Genomic DNA, 15135 nt, shown 5'->3' with positions numbered 1-15135 from the left:
GACGGCCTCTCCACAGAAGGGAGGCCGTCGCCGTCAGGACGTCAGACGCGCCACCAGGTGTCGAACGGGGTGGCGGGCACGGTGCGCTTGTGCCGCGTGGCGAGGAAGCGCTGCTCGATCGCCTCGGCCACCGACTCCTCCACCTCGCGACCCTCGAGGAAGTCGTCGATGTCGGAGTAGGTGAGCCCGAGGTTCGCCTCGTCGGTCTGGCCGGGCTCGTGGTCGAGCAGGTCGGCGGTCGGCGCCTTCTCGTACAGCCGGGCCGGGGCGCCCAGGTACGCCAGGATCTGCTTGCCCTGGCGCTTGGTCAGCCCCGTGAGCGGGGTGATGTCGACGCCGCCGTCGCCGTACTTCGTGAAGAACCCGGTCACCGCCTCGGCCGCGTGGTCGGTGCCCACCACGAGCAGGCCCCGCTCGCCGGCGAGGGCGTACTGCGCCACCATCCGGGTGCGGGCCTTCACGTTGCCCTTGGTGAAGTCGGACATGTCGCCTCCGACGGCCTCGGCGTAGTCGCGAGCGACACCGTCGACGCCGTGCTGGATGTTGATCACCACACCCGGCCCGGCCTGGATGAAGCCGAGGGCGAGCTGAGCGTCGTCCTCGTCGGCCTGGACCCGGTACGGCATCCGGACGGTGACGAACTCGACCTCGCGTCCCTCCTCACGGAGGCGTTCGACCGCCAGCTGGCAGAGGCGACCGGTGAGGCTGGAGTCCTGGCCCCCGCTGACGGCGAGGACGAATCCCCGGGCGCCGCTGGCGCGGAGGTAGTCGCAGAGGAACGAGACGCGGTTCTCGACCTCCTGGGCCGGATCGATCTCGGGCTTGGCCTCGAGCTCGTCGATGATGGTCTTCTGAAGTGGGCGCACGTCTCCAGTATCGACGTCTCTGGCCGATAGTCGAGACCTCAGGGCCAGGACGGCTCCTGCTCGGGGGCGATCACCAGTTCGCGCACCTCGACTCCCTCGGGTCGGGTCAGCGCGAACACGACGGCGTCCGCCACCTCCGAGGCGTCGACGAGCTGCGCGTCCGCCCCGGGCTTGTACTGCTCGTCCCGTCCGTCGAAGAAGCGTGTGTTCATCCCGGCCGGGATGATCGTGGTGACGCCGAGCTGCCCCTTCGTCTCGGCGGCCAGGGAGCGCGAGAAGCCGAGGACGCCGAACTTGGACGCGCAGTACGCCGTGGCGTCCCCGAGGGCACGCAGGGCGAGGGACGACGCGATCGTGACGACGCGGCCATGGCTCGCCTTGAGGTGCGGCAGCGCGCCCCGGACCGCCGCGACGGTGCCGAGCAGGTTGACGCCTACGATGCGCTCCCAGTCGGTGCCGCTGATCCCGTCGAGCGGGGCGGGCCGGTCGACGCCCGCTGCGGTGACCACCGCATCCAGGCCGCCGAATCGGGTGGCGAGCTCGTCGACCAGCGCCTCGGTCGCTCGGGTGTCCGAGACGTCGCAGGCGAAGGCGTGCTCATCGGTCAGGGCGCTGACGTCGAGGTCGAGCACGAGGGCGGTGCCGCCCGCCGCGCGCACGGCGGCGGCGACGGCGGCCCCGAGTCCGGAGGCCCCTCCGGTGACGATGACGGTTCCGAGCTGTCGGGTGTCGGGCATGGCGGTCCTTTCGGGAGACGGATGGAGGAGCGGTGGGGAGGCGGCGAGGTCAGCCGACCCGGGAGAGCGCCCCGGCGAGGCGGGTGGTGGAGCGGCCGGGGACGTAGGGCACGGTCACGGTGCGACCGCCCCACTCGGCGATGACCGCGGTCTCCGGCAGCTGGTCGGCGGTGTAGTCCCCGCCCTTCACCCAGAGGTCGGGCTCGAGCCGGCGGAGCGCCTCGACGGGGGTGTCCTCGTCGAAGACCAGCACCGCGTCGACGCACTCGAGGGCGCTGAGCAGATCGCTGCGGTCCTCCTGGCCCATGATCGGGCGTTCGGCGCCCTTGAGCCGGCGCACGGAGTCGTCGCTGTTGAGGCAGACCACGAGGCAGTCGCCGAGGGCGCGTGCGGCGGCGAGCGTCCTCGCGTGGCCGGCGTGCAGCAGGTCGAAGCAGCCGCCCGTGGCGACGACCGTGCCGCCGCGAGCCCGGATGGCGCGCACCACCGTCAGGGCGGCATCCCCATCGCCCCCGAGGGGACGCGCGTTGTCGGGCAGCACGAGGGAGCTCACGCCGCCCTCGGCGAGGAAGCGGCCGACCGAGGCGACCGCGGACTGCACGGCGGAGGAGAGGTCCGCGCCGCGCGCCAGCGCCCCGGCGATCGAGGCCGCGAGCCTGTCGCCGGCGCCGCAGGTGTCCGCTCCGCGCACCTCGGTGGTGGGGACGAGGTGCGGGGGAGCGTCGGGACGGTGCAGCAGGGCTCCCTCGTGTCCGAGCGTGACCAGGACCGCGCCGGCTCCCCACTCGTCCGACAGCCTCGCGGCAGCCTCGGCGGCGGCGCGGCGGTCGTCTCCGGCGATGCCGGAGAAGCCGCGGGCCTCCGCGAGGTTCGGCGTCACGACCGCCGCCGAGCGGACCGGTCTGCTCCCTCTCGGATGCGGGTCCCAGACCAGCGGGATGCGGCGGCCCGCGTCGTCCAGGGCGGTCCTCAGCCGCTCGTCGGCGGTGAGGCCGCGGCCGTAGTCGGCCACCACGATCGCGTCGGCGCCGCCGATCGCGGCGAGCATGTCCGCGGTCACGGGGGGCGGGGTCGTGAGCCCGCAGTCCTCGTCGAGGCGCGCGACGACGTGCCCGGAGCTGCGGATGCGCGACTTCGACGGCGTCGGCGCCCCGCTCCTCGCGGCGATGACCCGCACGCGCCCAGTCCTTGCGAGGTCCTCCTCGATGTCCGCGGTCCGGTCGTCGTCGCCGAGCACGGTGACGAGGTCGACGTCGTGCCCGTCGCGCGCGAGCAGCGATGCCACGAGCCCGGCTCCGCCCGCTCGCGAGAGACGCTCGCTGACGGTCACGACGGGAGCGGGGGCGTCGGGGGCGAGGCGATCGGAGGAGCCCTCGACGTCGACGTCGAGCAGCGTGTCGCCCACCACCACGATCCTCATGAGCGGCCTCCCTCGAGCAGCGATCCGCACGATCCGCTTGTCGCCGACGGAGGCGCACCCGCGTCGTGCGCGTGGACCCGGGCGTCGAACACGCGGCAGAGCAGGTGGAGCACGACGAGCTGGGCCTCCTGCACGGCGGCCCCCGTGCCGGGCAGCGCGATGTGCTCGTCGCACGCGAGGCAGAGGGCGTTCGGTCCCGAGCCGGTCAGGGCCCAGGTGGCGGCCCCCACCTTCCGGGCGGCCTCGGCCGCGGCCAGGAGGTTGGGGCTCGTCCCGCTGGTCGAGAACAGCATCACGACGTCCCCGGCGCGGGCGTGCGCCAGCACCTGACGGGCGAAGACCTGGTCGTAGCCGTAGTCGTTGCCGATCGCGGTGAGGCTCGACGACTCGGCGTGGAGCGAGATCGCGGAGAACGGCCTGCGCTCGCCGTCGAACCGTCCGACCAGCTCGGCGGTGAGGTGCTGGGCCTCGGCGGCCGAGCCGCCGTTGCCCGCCGCGAGGAGCCGCTGGCCGTGGAGGAGCCGGTCGGCGAGCCGCTCGCCCCAGGCGGTGATGTCGGGGAGGCGGTCGCGGAGCGCCTCGATCGTCTCGAGGTGGTGCTGGAGATGCTCCTCCAGCAGGGCCCCGGCGGTCAGCTGCTCCCGGGTCTCGACGATGGTCACGAGTGGGCCTCCTTCCGTCGGCGGCTCCGCGCCGATCGGGCTCCGGTGAGCTGGTCGTAGACGGACTCCGTGTCGCGAGCGACCCGCTGCCACGAGTACCGGGAGACGGTGCGGGCGTGCCCCGCCAGCCCCAGTCGCCGCAGGCGTGCCGGGTCGTCGAGGAGCGCGCCGAGGGCGGAGGCGATGGCCTCCGCGTCGCGCGGGGGCACGTGGACGCCGGTGACGCCGTCGACGACGCTGTCGATCAGCCCGCCGACCGCGGCGGCGACGACCGGGGTCCCGGTCGCCATGGCCTCGAGGGGCACGATGCCGAACGGCTCGTACCACGGAGCGCAGACCACCACATCCGCCGAGCGCAGCGCCGCGGGCAGATCGGCCTGCCGGATCTGGCCCCGGAAGGTGACGAGGTGCTCCACGCCCAAGGCCCTGGCGTGCGTGCGCAGCCGCTGCACGTCCGCATCCTCGTCGACCTGGCCCGGCGGTCGCGATCCGCCGAGGACCACCAGCTCGACGTCGTCGCGGCCCTCGTCGACCAGCTGCCTGAGCGCGGAGATCGTCAGTCCCACGCCCTTCCGCTGCACGAGCCGCCCCACGGTCATGATGCGGTGCTTCGGTCCCCGGGGCTCGGTCGGCCCCTCCGGGCTGAAGAGGTCGAGGTCCACGCCGCAGGGCACCACGGAGATGTGCGAGGTGTCGACGCCCATCGCCTTCAGCTCGAAGGCCTCGTCAGAGCAGGTGGCGATGACCACGTCGGCGGCGGTGCCGACCATCGGCTCGAGGACCGCGCGCTCGGCCGGGGAGGTGTCCTCCAGCCCCTGGTGGCGGCGCTTCACGGTCCCCAGCGCGTGGAATGTGTGCACCACCGGCACCGGGCGCGGGAGGCGCCGCACCGCGCCCTCTGCGGCGAGGCCCGACATCCAGAAGTGGCTGTGCACCACATCCGGCGTCTCCTCCCGCCAGTGCTCGACGAGGTGGTCGGCGAAGACGTCCATGAACGGCAGCAGCTCGTCCTTCGAGATGCGTTCGGGCGGCCCGGCGTCGACGTGCACCACCTCGACGCCGGGGCACAGCTCCACCCGGTCGGGCAGGGTCGCGTCCTCGCGCCTCGTGAACACCGTGACGGTGTGGCCGCGTGCGGCGAGCTCCCGGGAGAGCGCCGCGACGTGGACGTTCTGGCCGCCCGCGTCCACTCCGCCCAGCGTCGCCAGCGGGCTGGCGTGCTCCGAGACCATCGAGATCCTCATCGGGACTCCCTTCCAGATGAGCCGGTCGCCCGCAGGCTCCGGCGATGCGCGTGTTCGTCGATCAGGTCGGCCAGCACCGCGTCCCACCGGGCGTGGAACGCGGCGAGCCCGTAGTGCGCGAGAGCGTGCGCTCTCGCGGCGTCGCCCTTGCGTCGGGCGAGGTCCGGATCCTGCATCAGCGCCCGGGCCTCCGCGTGGAGGGCGTCGAGGTCGGCGGAGACCAGGCCGGCCTCCGGGGGCACGGCACGCGAGGCCTCCGTGGCGTCGAGTGCGACCACCGGCATCCCCGCGTGCATCGCCTCGAGGAGGGAGAGCCCCAGGCTCGTCCACCGCATCGGATGCAGGTAGAGACGACGCCGGGCGAGCTCGCGGTGCAGCCTCGACGTCGGGACGTCGCCCTCGATCCGGAGGCGGTCGCGGTCGAGCTCGAGCGCCTCCGGCAGCGCCTCCGCGCCCATGCCGAACACGTCGAGCGGCGCGACGTCGGCGAAGCCGGGGAGGAGATCGGTGCCGGTGACCCGCCAGCGGCGGACCGGTTCGTTCACGACCACCCCGATCCGCTCCAGCTCGCCCGTGTAGAGGTGCCCCGGATCCGCCACCCCGTGCTCGACGACGAGCGTCGGCGCCCGACCGCCGTCCCACAGCATCCGGTTCACGTGCGTCACGTGCACGATCGGGATGTCGCGCTGGTCGGCGAGGGGATGCACGCTGTTCGGCACGTCGCCCCGGGGGGTGTTGTGCTCGACGAAGACCGCGGGGACGTCGATGCCGGCGCGGCGACCGGTGAGGCGCTCGACCGCGTCGAGCTCGTCGGTGCGCTGCAGCAGGACGGCGTCGAGGTCGGCGCTGCGCAGCTCCTCGAGAGGCACCTCGACGGCGTTCGGCGGCCAGTCCCGGCCTCCGCGGCCAAGTCCCCAGCCGTCCCGATCGGGGCTCGTCGGCAGGAGGTACTGGTGCTCGCCGCGGACGAAGGCGTCCGTCCATCCGCCGTGCACGTGCCAGAGCAGGATCCTCATACGCCGCTCCTCTCCCGCGTCCGGCGCTCCGACAGCGCCGGCGCCAGCGCGAGCACCGCCTCGCGCACGGCCGCCGGGGTCACCGAGGTCAGGCACGGATGCCCGGGCACCGGGCACTCGGTCGCCCGCGTGCCGCGGCACGCGGCGTGCTGGTCGCCCAGCAGCACGTGGGGCACGCCGTACGGCGCCCAGCGCTCCGGTGGGACGACCGGCGAGAACAGGCTGACGACCGGTGTGCCCACCGCGGCGGCCAGGTGCGCGGGACCGGTGTTGCCGCAGACCAGCACCGCGGCGCGGCGGACCACGTCGGCGAGCACTCCGAGATCCGTGTCGCCACCGAGGTCGACGCCGTCGCGTCCCGCGACGCGGGCGGTCAGTTCGCGTTCACCGGAGCCGCCGGTCACGACGCAGCGCACGCCGTCCTCGGCGAGCAGGCGCACGAGCTCCCGATGGTGCTCGGCCGGCCACCGGCGGGCGGACGCGGAGGCGCCGGGGTGGACGACGACGAAGGGATCCGGCGCGCGGAACAGCTCCTCGCCACGCGGGTCGGTCCGCATCCGCAGCTCGCCGTCGTCGCCGGGCGGCAGGTCGAAGCCCGCGGCGCGGGCGAGGGTGAGCGCGCGCACCGGTTCGGGCTGGTCCTCGGGGAAGTCCTCGCCGGGCTTCAGCCGCACGTCGAGGAGCGAGCCGGCGAAGTCGACCGACGCGCCCGCGATGCGGCGCACGCCCGCGAGTCGCAGCTCCAGCGCGAGCGGGAGCGGGGACTGATGGAAGGAGGTGAGGATGACTGCCACGTCGGGTCGAGCCTCGGCCAGCAGCGAGCGGAGGTCGGCCATCGTCTCCGGGGTCGCCGCGGGGGTGCTCGCGGTGATCCACGGGCAGTCCCAGACGAGCACCCGGTCGACCCCGGGGAGCAGTCGCGCCGCCGGCGCGCCGACGGCGCTGCAGAGCAGCCATACCTCGTCGACCTCGTCCGAGGCGGCGATCGCGCGGATCGCCGGCCCGCAGAGGAGGACGTCGCCGACGCTGTCGAGCCGGGCGACCAGGGCGCGCCGGGTCATGCGGCCGCCTCCGGGTGGTCCTCCCGGCCGGCGTCGGACTGCGGCGCCCCGAGGAGCAGGTCGAGGGCGCCCGCGAGATCGTCCGCCACGAGGGGAGCCGCGTCGATCTCCTCCTGCCGGGTGAGCGGCGTGGGGACGAGCACCGCGCGGGCCCCGGCGGAGGTCGCCGCACCCACGTCCGCTCCGATGTCGCCGATCACCGCCGTCTCCGTCGGGTCGACGCCGAGAGCGCGCGCGGCCCTCAGCACGAGTCCCGGCTGCGGCTTGCGGCAGGTGCACCGCGCCTCCGGCGCGTGCGGACAGCACTGCCAGGTGTCGAACGGGCCGACGAGCTCGTCGACCCGCTCGTTGACGGCGTCGACCTCCTCGAGCGTCAGCAGGCCGCGCGCCACACCCGACTGGTTCGAGACCACGCCGACGGCGATGCCCTCCGCGCGCAACCGCGCGATCGCCGCGGCGGCCCCGGGCATCGGGACCACCGCCTCCGGGTCGCCGTTGTAGGGCACGTCGACCACGAGGGTGCCGTCGCGGTCGAAGAGCACGGCGCGGAGGAGAGCGGTCATACTCCTGCTCGTCCCCACTTCTCCTGCTTCTCAAACCTCGCGAGGGAACTCCTTCTGCTCGGGGGCCACCTCGGGCCCCGGGGTGGCTGAGCCGGGCGATGTGGCCATGCTGGAGGGGTGACCTCTCCGCGGTGGCCTGACGATCGGCCCGTCCTCCTCGCCCTCCGGACCCTGAAGCTCGGCGACCTCCTCGTCGCCGTGCCCGCGGTGAAGGGGCTGGCCCGGGCGTTCCCCGCGCACCGGATCGTCCTGGCCGTCCCGGGCTGGCTCGAACCGATCGTCCGCCTCGTCGACGGCGTCGACGAGCTGCTGCCCACGCCCGGTCTCGACGATCCGCTGCCTCTCGCGCCCGGCGAGGTCGACATCGCGGTTAACCTCCACGGGAGCGGTCCGGAGTCGCGGACCCTCATCGACCTGCTGCAGGCGCGGTCGTCGATCGTCCACCGCGTCCCGGAGATCGACGACCTCGTGGCGGGCGACCCGAGGATGCCCGACTGGCAGCCTGAGCTGGGCGAGCGCGATCGGTGGGTGCGGCTGCTCGCCGCGTACGGGATCCCGGCCGACGCCGACGACGTGGCGCTGCTCTCTCCGGCCGAGCGGGTCGACGTCGTGGGGGCCGCGGTGGTCCACGTCGGGGCGTTCTACCCCTCCCGGCAGTGGCCCGTGGAGCGATTCGGTGTGGTGGCCCGCGCCCTCGAGGCACGCGGTGAACGCGTCGTCCTGACCGGCAGTTCAGGGGAGCGCGAGCGGGCGCTCGCGGTCGCCGCCGCCGCCGGGCTGCCTGCCTCGCGGGTGCTGGCGGGAGAGCTCGGACTGGCGGAGTTCGCCGGGGTGATCGAGGACGCCCGCGTGGTGGTCTCGGCCGACACCGGTGCGGCCCACCTGGCGTCCGCCTACGGCCGCCCGTCCGTCGTCCTGTTCGGTCCGGCGTCCCCGCAGAACTGGGGGCCGCCGCCCGGCCCGCACGTGGTGCTCACCGACGAGTCGAAGCGGCGCGGCGACGCCTTCGCGCTCGACCCGGACCCGGCGATCCTCGCCGTGACGCCCGACGACGTCCTCGCCGCGGTCGGACGCCTGCTCGCCTAGCGCCCGCGACGCCCGGCGCGCTCACGCCGTGCGGGCGGTCTGCTCGTCGGCCCCGACGCCGATGGCGACGCGGAGGCGGTCGAGGGTCTTCGACAGGATGCGCGACACCTGCATCTGGGTCACCCCGATCTCGCGGGCGATCTCCTGCTGCGTGCGGTCCTCGAACCACCGCAGCTGCATCACCCGGCGCTCCCGCGGGGTCAGGGCGCGACTGCCCGACCAGAGGATCGCCGCCGCCTCGCTGCGCTGCGCGTCGTCGTGCTCGTCGGCGATCAGGTCGCCGAGCGTGTCGTTCTGGTCGGCTCCCACCCGCACGTCGAGCGACGCGGCGGTGATGTTCTGCTGGCAGGCCACCGCCTCCTCGACCTGCGCCGTCGTGACACCCAGCTCGACCGCCATCTCCGCGGCGCCCGGGGCGCGTCCGAGGCGCTGGACCAGCTCCGGAGTGGCGTCCCGGACCCGGGCCCGCAGCTCCTGCACCGCGCGCGGCGGGCGGATGAACCAGCCGTTGTCGCGCAGATGCCGCTTGATCTCGCCCGAGATCGTCGGCACCGCGAACGCGGCGAAGGCGTCGCCCTTGGCGGGGTCGTACCGGCGCGCGGCCTTCACCAGACCGATGTAGGCGACCTGCAGCAGGTCCTCGTCCCGGGCGGCGTCGTGGCGGTAGTACCGCCGGGCGACGGATTCCGCGAGCGACAGGTTCCTCAGGGCGAGCTCATCACTCGACCGTGTCGTGCTCGTGGCCTGGGTCGAACGGCCGGATGACGACGTGTGTGCGCGGAGTGGGGTCACGCTCCCCATTCACATCCGCGGGGGATGCGGGCCCAGGGGGGTTGTGCGTGTGCCCCGTCTGAGGCACACTGCTCACGCTGCGGGCGGGGTCGGGCTCCGAGGTCAGACCCAGAAGCCCCGGTGGGGCTCCGCGGCCTCCTCCTCCAGGTGCGGCCCGGAGACGGCGATGGGCCGCTGGCCGCGGGCGAACACCTCGCGGCACGGCAGCGAGAACGTGGGGTTCTCGGGATGGTCGCCGGTCAGCTCGAGGAGCCGGCGCTCGCTGAGCGCGTAGACCACGCGATCCACCCCCGTCCAGTAGACGGCGCCCGCGCACATGGCGCAGGGCTCGGCGCTCGTGTAGAGCGTGGTGCCGCGCATCCCCTCGGCGCCGAGGGCGCGGAAGGCGGCGGCGACGGCCACGAGCTCGGCATGGCGGGTGGGATCGCCCTCCGGCGGGAGCGAGTCGTTGCCCGCCTCGGCGACGATCGTGCCCGACGCATCCGTCACCAGAGCCCCGAAGGGATGCGTGCCCGCGGCCCGCGACCGCTCGGCGACGCGGATGCTCTCGCGCAGCAGCGCGAGGTCGGCGTCGGAGAGCCCGGTGCTCGAGGGCTCCGCTCCGTCGCTCACGACAGCTGGTTCGCCTCGACCCAGGCGAGGTACTCGGGCGTGACGGTCCCCGTGACGTACTCGCCGGTGAAGCAGCTCATCTCGAGGCTCTCGACAGACGAGCCCTCGATGATGGCGGCCTCCAGGTCGGCCACCTCCTGGTAGATCAGGTTGTCGGCCCCCAGCGCGGCGGCGATCTCGGGGATCTTGCGGTCGTGGGCGACCAGCTCGTGCCGCGACGGCATGTTGATGCCGTAGACGTGCGGGAAGCGGACCGGGGGAGCGGCGGAGGCGAACGTCACCTTGTTCGCACCGGCCTGACGAGCCATCTCGACGATCTCCTTCGAGGTCGTGCCGCGCACGATCGAGTCGTCGACGATCAGGATGTTCTTGCCCTTGAACTCGGTCGACATCGCGTTGAGCTTCTGGCGCACCGACTTCTTGCGCGCCGCCTGGCCCGGCATGATGAAGGTGCGGCCGACGTAGCGGTTCTTGTAGAAGCCCTCCCGGTACTCGACGCCGAGCTTCTGGGCCACCTGCATGGCGGCCGGACGCGAGGAGTCGGGGATGGGCATCACGACGTCGATGTCGCCCATCGGCGTGTAGCGCGCCACGGTGTCGGCGAGGCGGTTGCCGAGCCTCAGCCGGGCCTCGTACACGGAGATGCCCGACATCACCGAGTCGGGGCGCGCGAGGTACACGTACTCGAACGAGCACGGGATCAGGGAATGCCGCGGGGCGCACTGGCGCGACACCATCTCGCCGTCCATCGCCACGAAGACCGCCTCGCCGGGCTCGACGTCGCGCACGATCTCGTAGCCGAGGCTCTCCATCACGAGCGACTCGGAGGCGACCACCCACTCGGTGGAGCCGTTCTCGAGCATCCGCCGACCGAGGGTCAGGGGGCGGATGCCGTACGGGTCGCGGAACGCGAGCAGTCCGTGGCCGGCGATCATCGCGATCGTGGCGTACGAGCCCTCGACCCGCTCGTGCACCCGCTCGACGGCGGTGAAGATCTGGTCGGGGTCGAGCGCGACGCCGGTGACCTGCTGCTGGAGCTCGTTCGCGAGGATGTTCAGCAGCAGCTCGGTGTCGGACGTGGTGTTGAGATGGCGGCGGTCGATGTCGAACAGCTCGCGCGTGAGCTCACGGGTGTTCGTGAGGTTCCCGTTGTGCACGAGGATGATGCCGTAGGGGGCGTTCACGTAGAACGGCTGCGCCTCCTGCTCGGCCGAGGCCTTGCCCTGCGTCGCGTAGCGGACGTGCCCGAGGCCCATGGTGCCGAGGAGGCTGCGCATGTCGCGGGTGCGGAACGCCTCGCGCACCTGCCCGCGGGCCTTGTGCATGTGGAACATGTTGCCCTCGGCGGTGGCGATGCCCGTCGAGTCCTGGCCGCGGTGCTGGAGGAGGAGGAGGCTGTCGTAGATCGACTGGTTGACGGGCTCGGCCGAAACGATGCCCACGATGCCGCACATTTCGCCCAGTCTACCGGCCGCCCGCATTGTGGGATCGGCTCCACGCGTCGCCACCGAGCGCGGGCGCGGGTTGTGGTGATCCGCAACGGATGATCGCGCATGGCTGTCGTTTCCCTACGATCGCGGTCGTGCACTTCCTGTTCCGCACCCTGCTGCAGCTCGTCCTCGGTCCGCGCCGACGCCGCGTGGGCGTCTGGGACGTGACACGGACGCCGTTCCACGTGCTGCCGACCGACCTCGACGTCAACAGGCACATGAACAACGGCGTCTACTTCTCCGTGCTCGACCTGGCGCGCATCGACTTCCTGCAGCGCTGCGGGCTGTGGCGCGACCTGCAGCGCCGCGGGTGGTATCCCGTGGTGGCGGCCGAGACGATCACGTTCCGCCGATCGCTCACGCTCTGGCAGCGCTTCGAGGTCGAGACGCGGCTGACCGGATACGGGCAGCGCTCCGTCTACATCGAGCAGCGCATGGTGGTCGACGGCGAGGTGTGGGCGAGCGCCCACATCCGCGGCCGCTTCCTGCGGAAGAGCGGTGGTGTGGTGCCGATGGAGGACCTCGTCGCGGTCACCGGTCCGGCGCCCGACGACGGTCGCATGCCGGAGTGGCTCGGCCGGTGGGGCGACGACACCGCGCTGCCGTCGACGAAGGCGCCCGCGCCGAGCGACTGGTGAGGCCCTAGCCCGCGGCCTCGGGCCCGGCGTCGTCGGATCGGGCGTCATCGGACCCGGCGTCGTCCGGCTCGTCCTCGACCACCGGATGCAGCGCGACCGGGATCCCCGGCGCGATGAGCAGCTCGACCGGCTGGGGTCGCCCCTCCCCGTGGTTCACCGTGATCCACGTCACCGTCCCGGTGCGGTGGGCCTCCTCGACCGTGCGCTTCAACGCCTCGTAGTCGCGGGCTCCTGCGGTGTACAGGACCCCGTCGTACCCGATGTGGATGCGCTTCACAGCTCTGCCCCTTCCTCGGCCGGCCGCTCGGGCGGCTCCGCGATGACCTGCAAGCCCTGAGGCGAGTTGGCCGTGGTCATCAGCGCGTCGATCCAGGTCCGGTTGATCGACGGGGGACGTCCTCCGGAGAACTTGAAGTAGACGGGCACGGTCGGGTAGATCCACAGGATGCTGCGGCCGTCTCCGATCTCCACGGGGTCCTTCCAGGAGAAGAAGAACGACTCGCCGCGCCGCAGCTTCGCGCCGATGACGAGCTGCAGGTGCGCGAGGGTGCGATCGTCGAAGTCGACGGTGAGCGTCGAGTCGTACGTGAACTTGCCCATGTCGGAATCGGCCCTCCGGGTCGGCGATGTCCGCCACCCTATGCCCCTTCCGACGTGTCGCAAGGAACGGACCGTCCTACGCTGAGCAGATGGCGCTGCACTGGGAAGAGGTCGTCGTCGACTCGCGGGATCCGATCGCCCTCGGCGGATGGTGGCTCCGAGCCCTGGGCTGGGTGGAGGTGGGCCGCGACGAGGACGGGTTCGAGATCGCGCCCGCGGAGGGCGCGCATCCGACCCTGTACTTCGGGCACACCGACGAGGAGAAGGTCGGGAAGAACCGCCTGCACCTCGACTTCGTGCCCGACGACCAGGCCGCCGAGGTCGACCGGCTGCTCGCCCTCGGTGCGAGCCGGGCCGACATCGGTCAGCACGACGTGCCGTGGGTGGTGCTCGCCGACCCCGAGGGCAACGAGTTCTGCGTGCTCTCCGCACGCTGAGGGGGTTGCATCCTGCGCCGGTCGGCGTTGGGTGGGAGCATGCACCGGGTCAGCTTCGCGAACGAGTCCTTCCGGATGGCTGATGACGCCGCCATCGCCCTCCTCGACTTCGCAGCGCTGGTCGCCCAGCACGGGGAGGCGCAGCAGGTCGTCCTGCCTGTGGTCGAGGTGAACGGCGTCGCCGGCGAGCGCCGGGCGGTCATCGGGCCGGCGAGCCAGATCATCGCGGAGCCGATCACCACGGACCTCCCCGAGCCCGACGTCTCCGACTTCCTCGCCGACCTCTGGCGCAGGTCCGCCCAGTACTCACCCGCCCGGGTGCTCCCCGACGACGAGACCCTGCCGGACCTCGACCCGGACCTGTGATCGCGGCGCGAGCCGCGCATCCGCGAGAATGGGTGGCATGAGCAGCAGCTACGCCGAGGCCGGGGTCGACACGCACGCGGGCGACCGCGCCGTGGAGCTGATGAAGTCGGCGGTGCAGCGCACGCACGGTCCCGAGGTGCTGGGTGGCGTCGGCGGGTTCGCGGGCCTCTTCGACGCCTCGGCCCTGCGCGACTTCCGTCGGCCGCTGCTCGCCACCTCGACCGACGGCGTGGGCACGAAGATCGCGATCGCGCAGGCCGTCGACCGTCACGACACCATCGGGCAGGACCTCGTCGGCATGGTGGTCGACGACATCGTGGTGGTCGGGGCGAGGCCGCTGTTCATGACCGACTACATCGCCTGCGGCCACGTGGTGCCCGAGCGCATCGCGGCGATCGTCGGCGGCATCGCCCGCGCGTGCGCCGAGACGGGCACGGCGCTCGTCGGCGGCGAGACCGCCGAGCATCCCGGGCTCATGGCGCCCGACGACTACGACGTCGCCGGCGCGGCCGTCGGCGCGGTCGAGGCGGATGCGCTGCTCGGCGCCGACCGCGTGCAGCACGGCGACGTCGTGCTGGCGCTGGAGTCGTCGGGACTGCACTCGAACGGCTACTCGCTGGTGCGGAAGATCGTGTCCGACCGCGGCGCCTCCTACACCGATGCGGTGCCCGAGCTGACCGGCTACGCCACCCTCGGCGACGCCCTGCTCGAGCCCACGCGGCTCTACACGGGCCCGCTGGTGCGGGTGCTCGCGTCGCCCTCCGGGGCCGGCATCCACGCACTCTCGCACGTCACGGGCGGCGGCATCGCGGCGAACCTCGCGCGCGTGCTGCCGCGTGGATCCTGGGCGGAGCTCGACCGCTCCACGTGGTCGCCCGCCCCGGTGTTCCGCGTGCTCTCCGACTGGGCGGGCACTCCGCTCACCGACGCCGAACCCACCTGGAACCTCGGGATCGGGTTCTTCGCGGTGGTCGACCCCGCGCAGGCCTCCGCCGTGACGTCGGCACTGGAGGCGGAGGGCATCCGCAGCTGGGCCGTCGGCGAGGTGTCGACGGCGCCGCTGCCGAACGGCGACTTCGAGCAGGGAGCGAAGGGAGTCGACGGCGGTGCCGTGCGGCTGACCGGCGCCTACCCCGCCTGAGTCCTTCGGTGCTTCCCCCGGTCGGGCCGTGCGTGGCAGGATCGGGCCATGGGGAGGTTCAACTCCGAGGACGCGGAGCGGGAGTTCGCGCGTCTGGCGGATGAGCTCCTCGACGCAGGTGTGCCCGTCGAGCGGGGCATGATGATGGGTCGCCCCATCCTCAAGCTCGGCGGCACGATGTTCGCCGCTCTCAGCCACGACGCCGTCGGATTCAAGCTGGGCGCGTCCACGCCTGAGCATGCCGCGGCGCTGGAGATCGAGGGGGCCGACCTGTTCGACCCGGGACTGAGCGGACGCTCCTTCAAGGACTGGGTCGCCGTCCCGCTCGACCGCTCCGACCTCTGGCCCGAGACCGCCGACGCAGCGCTGGCCCACGTCACCACCTGACCCTGAGCCGAGCCGAC

General features: G+C 72.9%; 19 protein-coding genes. 6 read left to right on the top strand and 13 right to left on the bottom strand.

Annotated features, from left to right (window positions below; genetic code table 11):
• Window positions 1-41 precede the first annotated feature (41 nt).
• From nadE to IEX69_RS07905, 8 genes are read right to left on the bottom strand one after another with little or no spacing between them, the layout of a single operon-like run.
• Window positions 42-866: an NAD(+) synthase gene (gene nadE / locus IEX69_RS07940; protein ID WP_085020495.1), complete on the bottom strand. Its 825-nt coding sequence runs from the start codon at window positions 864-866 to the stop codon at window positions 42-44.
• Between the two features lie 38 nt (window positions 867-904).
• On the bottom strand, window positions 905-1603 hold the full coding sequence (locus tag IEX69_RS07935) for an SDR family oxidoreductase (RefSeq protein WP_085020494.1): 699 nt from the start codon (window positions 1601-1603) through the stop codon (window positions 905-907).
• Window positions 1604-1652: 49 nt separating this feature from the next.
• The gene (locus IEX69_RS07930; RefSeq protein WP_085020493.1) at window positions 1653-3023 is read right to left on the bottom strand and encodes a PfkB family carbohydrate kinase; all 1371 of its coding nucleotides are present in this window, start codon (window positions 3021-3023) and stop codon (window positions 1653-1655) included.
• Window positions 3020-3685 carry a D-sedoheptulose-7-phosphate isomerase gene (locus tag IEX69_RS07925; protein ID WP_229756280.1) on the bottom strand — a complete coding sequence of 222 codons (666 nt, stop codon included), beginning with the start codon at window positions 3683-3685 and terminating at the stop codon, window positions 3020-3022. Before IEX69_RS07925 ends, IEX69_RS07930 begins: the two co-directional genes overlap by 4 nt.
• On the bottom strand, window positions 3682-4929 hold the full coding sequence (locus tag IEX69_RS07920; RefSeq protein ID WP_085020492.1) for a glycosyltransferase: 1248 nt from the start codon (window positions 4927-4929) through the stop codon (window positions 3682-3684). Before IEX69_RS07920 ends, IEX69_RS07925 begins: the two co-directional genes overlap by 4 nt.
• Complete coding sequence (locus IEX69_RS07915) at window positions 4926-5945, bottom strand: glycosyltransferase (protein WP_085020491.1); 1020 nt, start codon at window positions 5943-5945, stop codon at window positions 4926-4928. The genes IEX69_RS07920 and IEX69_RS07915 overlap by 4 nt, the downstream gene beginning before the upstream one ends.
• The gene (locus IEX69_RS07910; protein WP_085020490.1) at window positions 5942-7006 is read right to left on the bottom strand and encodes a glycosyltransferase family 9 protein; all 1065 of its coding nucleotides are present in this window, start codon (window positions 7004-7006) and stop codon (window positions 5942-5944) included. The genes IEX69_RS07915 and IEX69_RS07910 overlap by 4 nt, the downstream gene beginning before the upstream one ends.
• Window positions 7003-7569: a D-glycero-alpha-D-manno-heptose-1,7-bisphosphate 7-phosphatase gene (locus IEX69_RS07905; RefSeq protein WP_085020489.1), complete on the bottom strand. Its 567-nt coding sequence runs from the start codon at window positions 7567-7569 to the stop codon at window positions 7003-7005. Before IEX69_RS07905 ends, IEX69_RS07910 begins: the two co-directional genes overlap by 4 nt.
• A 117-nt stretch (window positions 7570-7686) precedes the next feature.
• Here IEX69_RS07905 and IEX69_RS07900 point away from each other — a divergent pair, with 117 nt between their 5' ends.
• Window positions 7687-8655 carry a glycosyltransferase family 9 protein gene (locus IEX69_RS07900; RefSeq protein ID WP_085020488.1) on the top strand — a complete coding sequence of 323 codons (969 nt, stop codon included), beginning with the start codon at window positions 7687-7689 and terminating at the stop codon, window positions 8653-8655.
• A gap of 21 nt (window positions 8656-8676) precedes the next feature.
• On the opposite strand, the gene IEX69_RS07895 is transcribed toward IEX69_RS07900, so the two are convergent.
• The 3 genes from IEX69_RS07895 to purF all read right to left on the bottom strand — a co-directional run bounded on the left by IEX69_RS07895 (window position 8677) and on the right by purF (window position 11513).
• Window positions 8677-9447 carry a sigma-70 family RNA polymerase sigma factor gene (locus tag IEX69_RS07895; RefSeq protein WP_174604491.1) on the bottom strand — a complete coding sequence of 257 codons (771 nt, stop codon included), beginning with the start codon at window positions 9445-9447 and terminating at the stop codon, window positions 8677-8679.
• 102 nt (window positions 9448-9549) lie between these two features.
• Window positions 9550-10059 (bottom strand): nucleoside deaminase, encoded by a 510-nt coding sequence (locus tag IEX69_RS07890; RefSeq protein WP_085020486.1) that lies wholly within the window; start codon window positions 10057-10059, stop codon window positions 9550-9552.
• Complete coding sequence (gene purF, locus IEX69_RS07885) at window positions 10056-11513, bottom strand: amidophosphoribosyltransferase (RefSeq protein WP_085020485.1); 1458 nt, start codon at window positions 11511-11513, stop codon at window positions 10056-10058. The genes IEX69_RS07890 and purF overlap by 4 nt, the downstream gene beginning before the upstream one ends.
• A gap of 128 nt (window positions 11514-11641) precedes the next feature.
• Here purF and IEX69_RS07880 point away from each other — a divergent pair, with 128 nt between their 5' ends.
• Complete coding sequence (locus tag IEX69_RS07880) at window positions 11642-12187, top strand: acyl-CoA thioesterase (RefSeq protein ID WP_229756279.1); 546 nt, start codon at window positions 11642-11644, stop codon at window positions 12185-12187.
• Between the two features lie 4 nt (window positions 12188-12191).
• On the opposite strand, the gene IEX69_RS07875 is transcribed toward IEX69_RS07880, so the two are convergent.
• Both IEX69_RS07875 and IEX69_RS07870 read right to left on the bottom strand, forming a co-directional pair.
• Entirely contained in the window at window positions 12192-12464 is a 273-nt protein-coding gene (locus IEX69_RS07875) for a hypothetical protein (RefSeq protein ID WP_085020483.1), read from the bottom strand.
• Window positions 12461-12787 (bottom strand): DUF7882 family protein, encoded by a 327-nt coding sequence (locus tag IEX69_RS07870; RefSeq protein WP_085020482.1) that lies wholly within the window; start codon window positions 12785-12787, stop codon window positions 12461-12463. Before IEX69_RS07870 ends, IEX69_RS07875 begins: the two co-directional genes overlap by 4 nt.
• An 89-nt stretch (window positions 12788-12876) precedes the next feature.
• Here IEX69_RS07870 and IEX69_RS07865 point away from each other — a divergent pair, with 89 nt between their 5' ends.
• Genes IEX69_RS07865 through IEX69_RS07850 form a run of 4 tightly spaced genes read left to right on the top strand, consistent with a single transcriptional unit; the run spans window position 12877 to window position 15118 of the window.
• Entirely contained in the window at window positions 12877-13224 is a 348-nt protein-coding gene (locus tag IEX69_RS07865; protein WP_085020481.1) for a VOC family protein, read from the top strand.
• A 39-nt stretch (window positions 13225-13263) separates the two neighbouring features.
• Complete coding sequence (locus IEX69_RS07860; RefSeq protein WP_085020480.1) at window positions 13264-13590, top strand: hypothetical protein; 327 nt, start codon at window positions 13264-13266, stop codon at window positions 13588-13590.
• A gap of 37 nt (window positions 13591-13627) precedes the next feature.
• Complete coding sequence (gene purM / locus IEX69_RS07855) at window positions 13628-14731, top strand: phosphoribosylformylglycinamidine cyclo-ligase (protein ID WP_085020479.1); 1104 nt, start codon at window positions 13628-13630, stop codon at window positions 14729-14731.
• Between the two features lie 48 nt (window positions 14732-14779).
• Entirely contained in the window at window positions 14780-15118 is a 339-nt protein-coding gene (locus IEX69_RS07850) for a hypothetical protein (protein WP_174604490.1), read from the top strand.
• Window positions 15119-15135 lie beyond the last annotated feature (17 nt).

Origin of the sequence: Cnuibacter physcomitrellae (assembly GCF_014640535.1) — a bacterium.
GTDB lineage: Bacteria > Actinomycetota > Actinomycetes > Actinomycetales > Microbacteriaceae > Cnuibacter > Cnuibacter physcomitrellae.
The sequence above is the reverse complement of the archived record's forward strand: the minus strand, read 5'-3'. Positions and strand labels throughout refer to the sequence as shown.

Bases quoted from the DNA above. Each gene is read 5' to 3' on its own strand.
- IEX69_RS07915 (WP_085020491.1), bottom strand. From the start codon at position 5,945: ATGAGGATCCTGCTCTGGCACGTGCACGGCGGATGGACGGACGCCTTC.
- IEX69_RS07860 (WP_085020480.1), top strand. From the start codon at position 13,264: ATGCACCGGGTCAGCTTCGCGAACGAGTCCTTCCGGATGGCTGATGAC.
- purF (WP_085020485.1), bottom strand. From the start codon at position 11,513: ATGTGCGGCATCGTGGGCATCGTTTCGGCCGAGCCCGTCAACCAGTCG.
- IEX69_RS07865 (WP_085020481.1), top strand. From the start codon at position 12,877: ATGGCGCTGCACTGGGAAGAGGTCGTCGTCGACTCGCGGGATCCGATC.
- IEX69_RS07935 (WP_085020494.1), bottom strand. From the start codon at position 1,603: ATGCCCGACACCCGACAGCTCGGAACCGTCATCGTCACCGGAGGGGCC.
- purM (WP_085020479.1), top strand. From the start codon at position 13,628: ATGAGCAGCAGCTACGCCGAGGCCGGGGTCGACACGCACGCGGGCGAC.
- IEX69_RS07930 (WP_085020493.1), bottom strand. From the start codon at position 3,023: ATGAGGATCGTGGTGGTGGGCGACACGCTGCTCGACGTCGACGTCGAG.
- IEX69_RS07910 (WP_085020490.1), bottom strand. From the start codon at position 7,006: ATGACCCGGCGCGCCCTGGTCGCCCGGCTCGACAGCGTCGGCGACGTC.
- IEX69_RS07905 (WP_085020489.1), bottom strand. From the start codon at position 7,569: ATGACCGCTCTCCTCCGCGCCGTGCTCTTCGACCGCGACGGCACCCTC.
- IEX69_RS07920 (WP_085020492.1), bottom strand. From the start codon at position 4,929: ATGAGGATCTCGATGGTCTCGGAGCACGCCAGCCCGCTGGCGACGCTG.
- IEX69_RS07850 (WP_174604490.1), top strand. From the start codon at position 14,780: ATGGGGAGGTTCAACTCCGAGGACGCGGAGCGGGAGTTCGCGCGTCTG.
- IEX69_RS07870 (WP_085020482.1), bottom strand. From the start codon at position 12,787: ATGGGCAAGTTCACGTACGACTCGACGCTCACCGTCGACTTCGACGAT.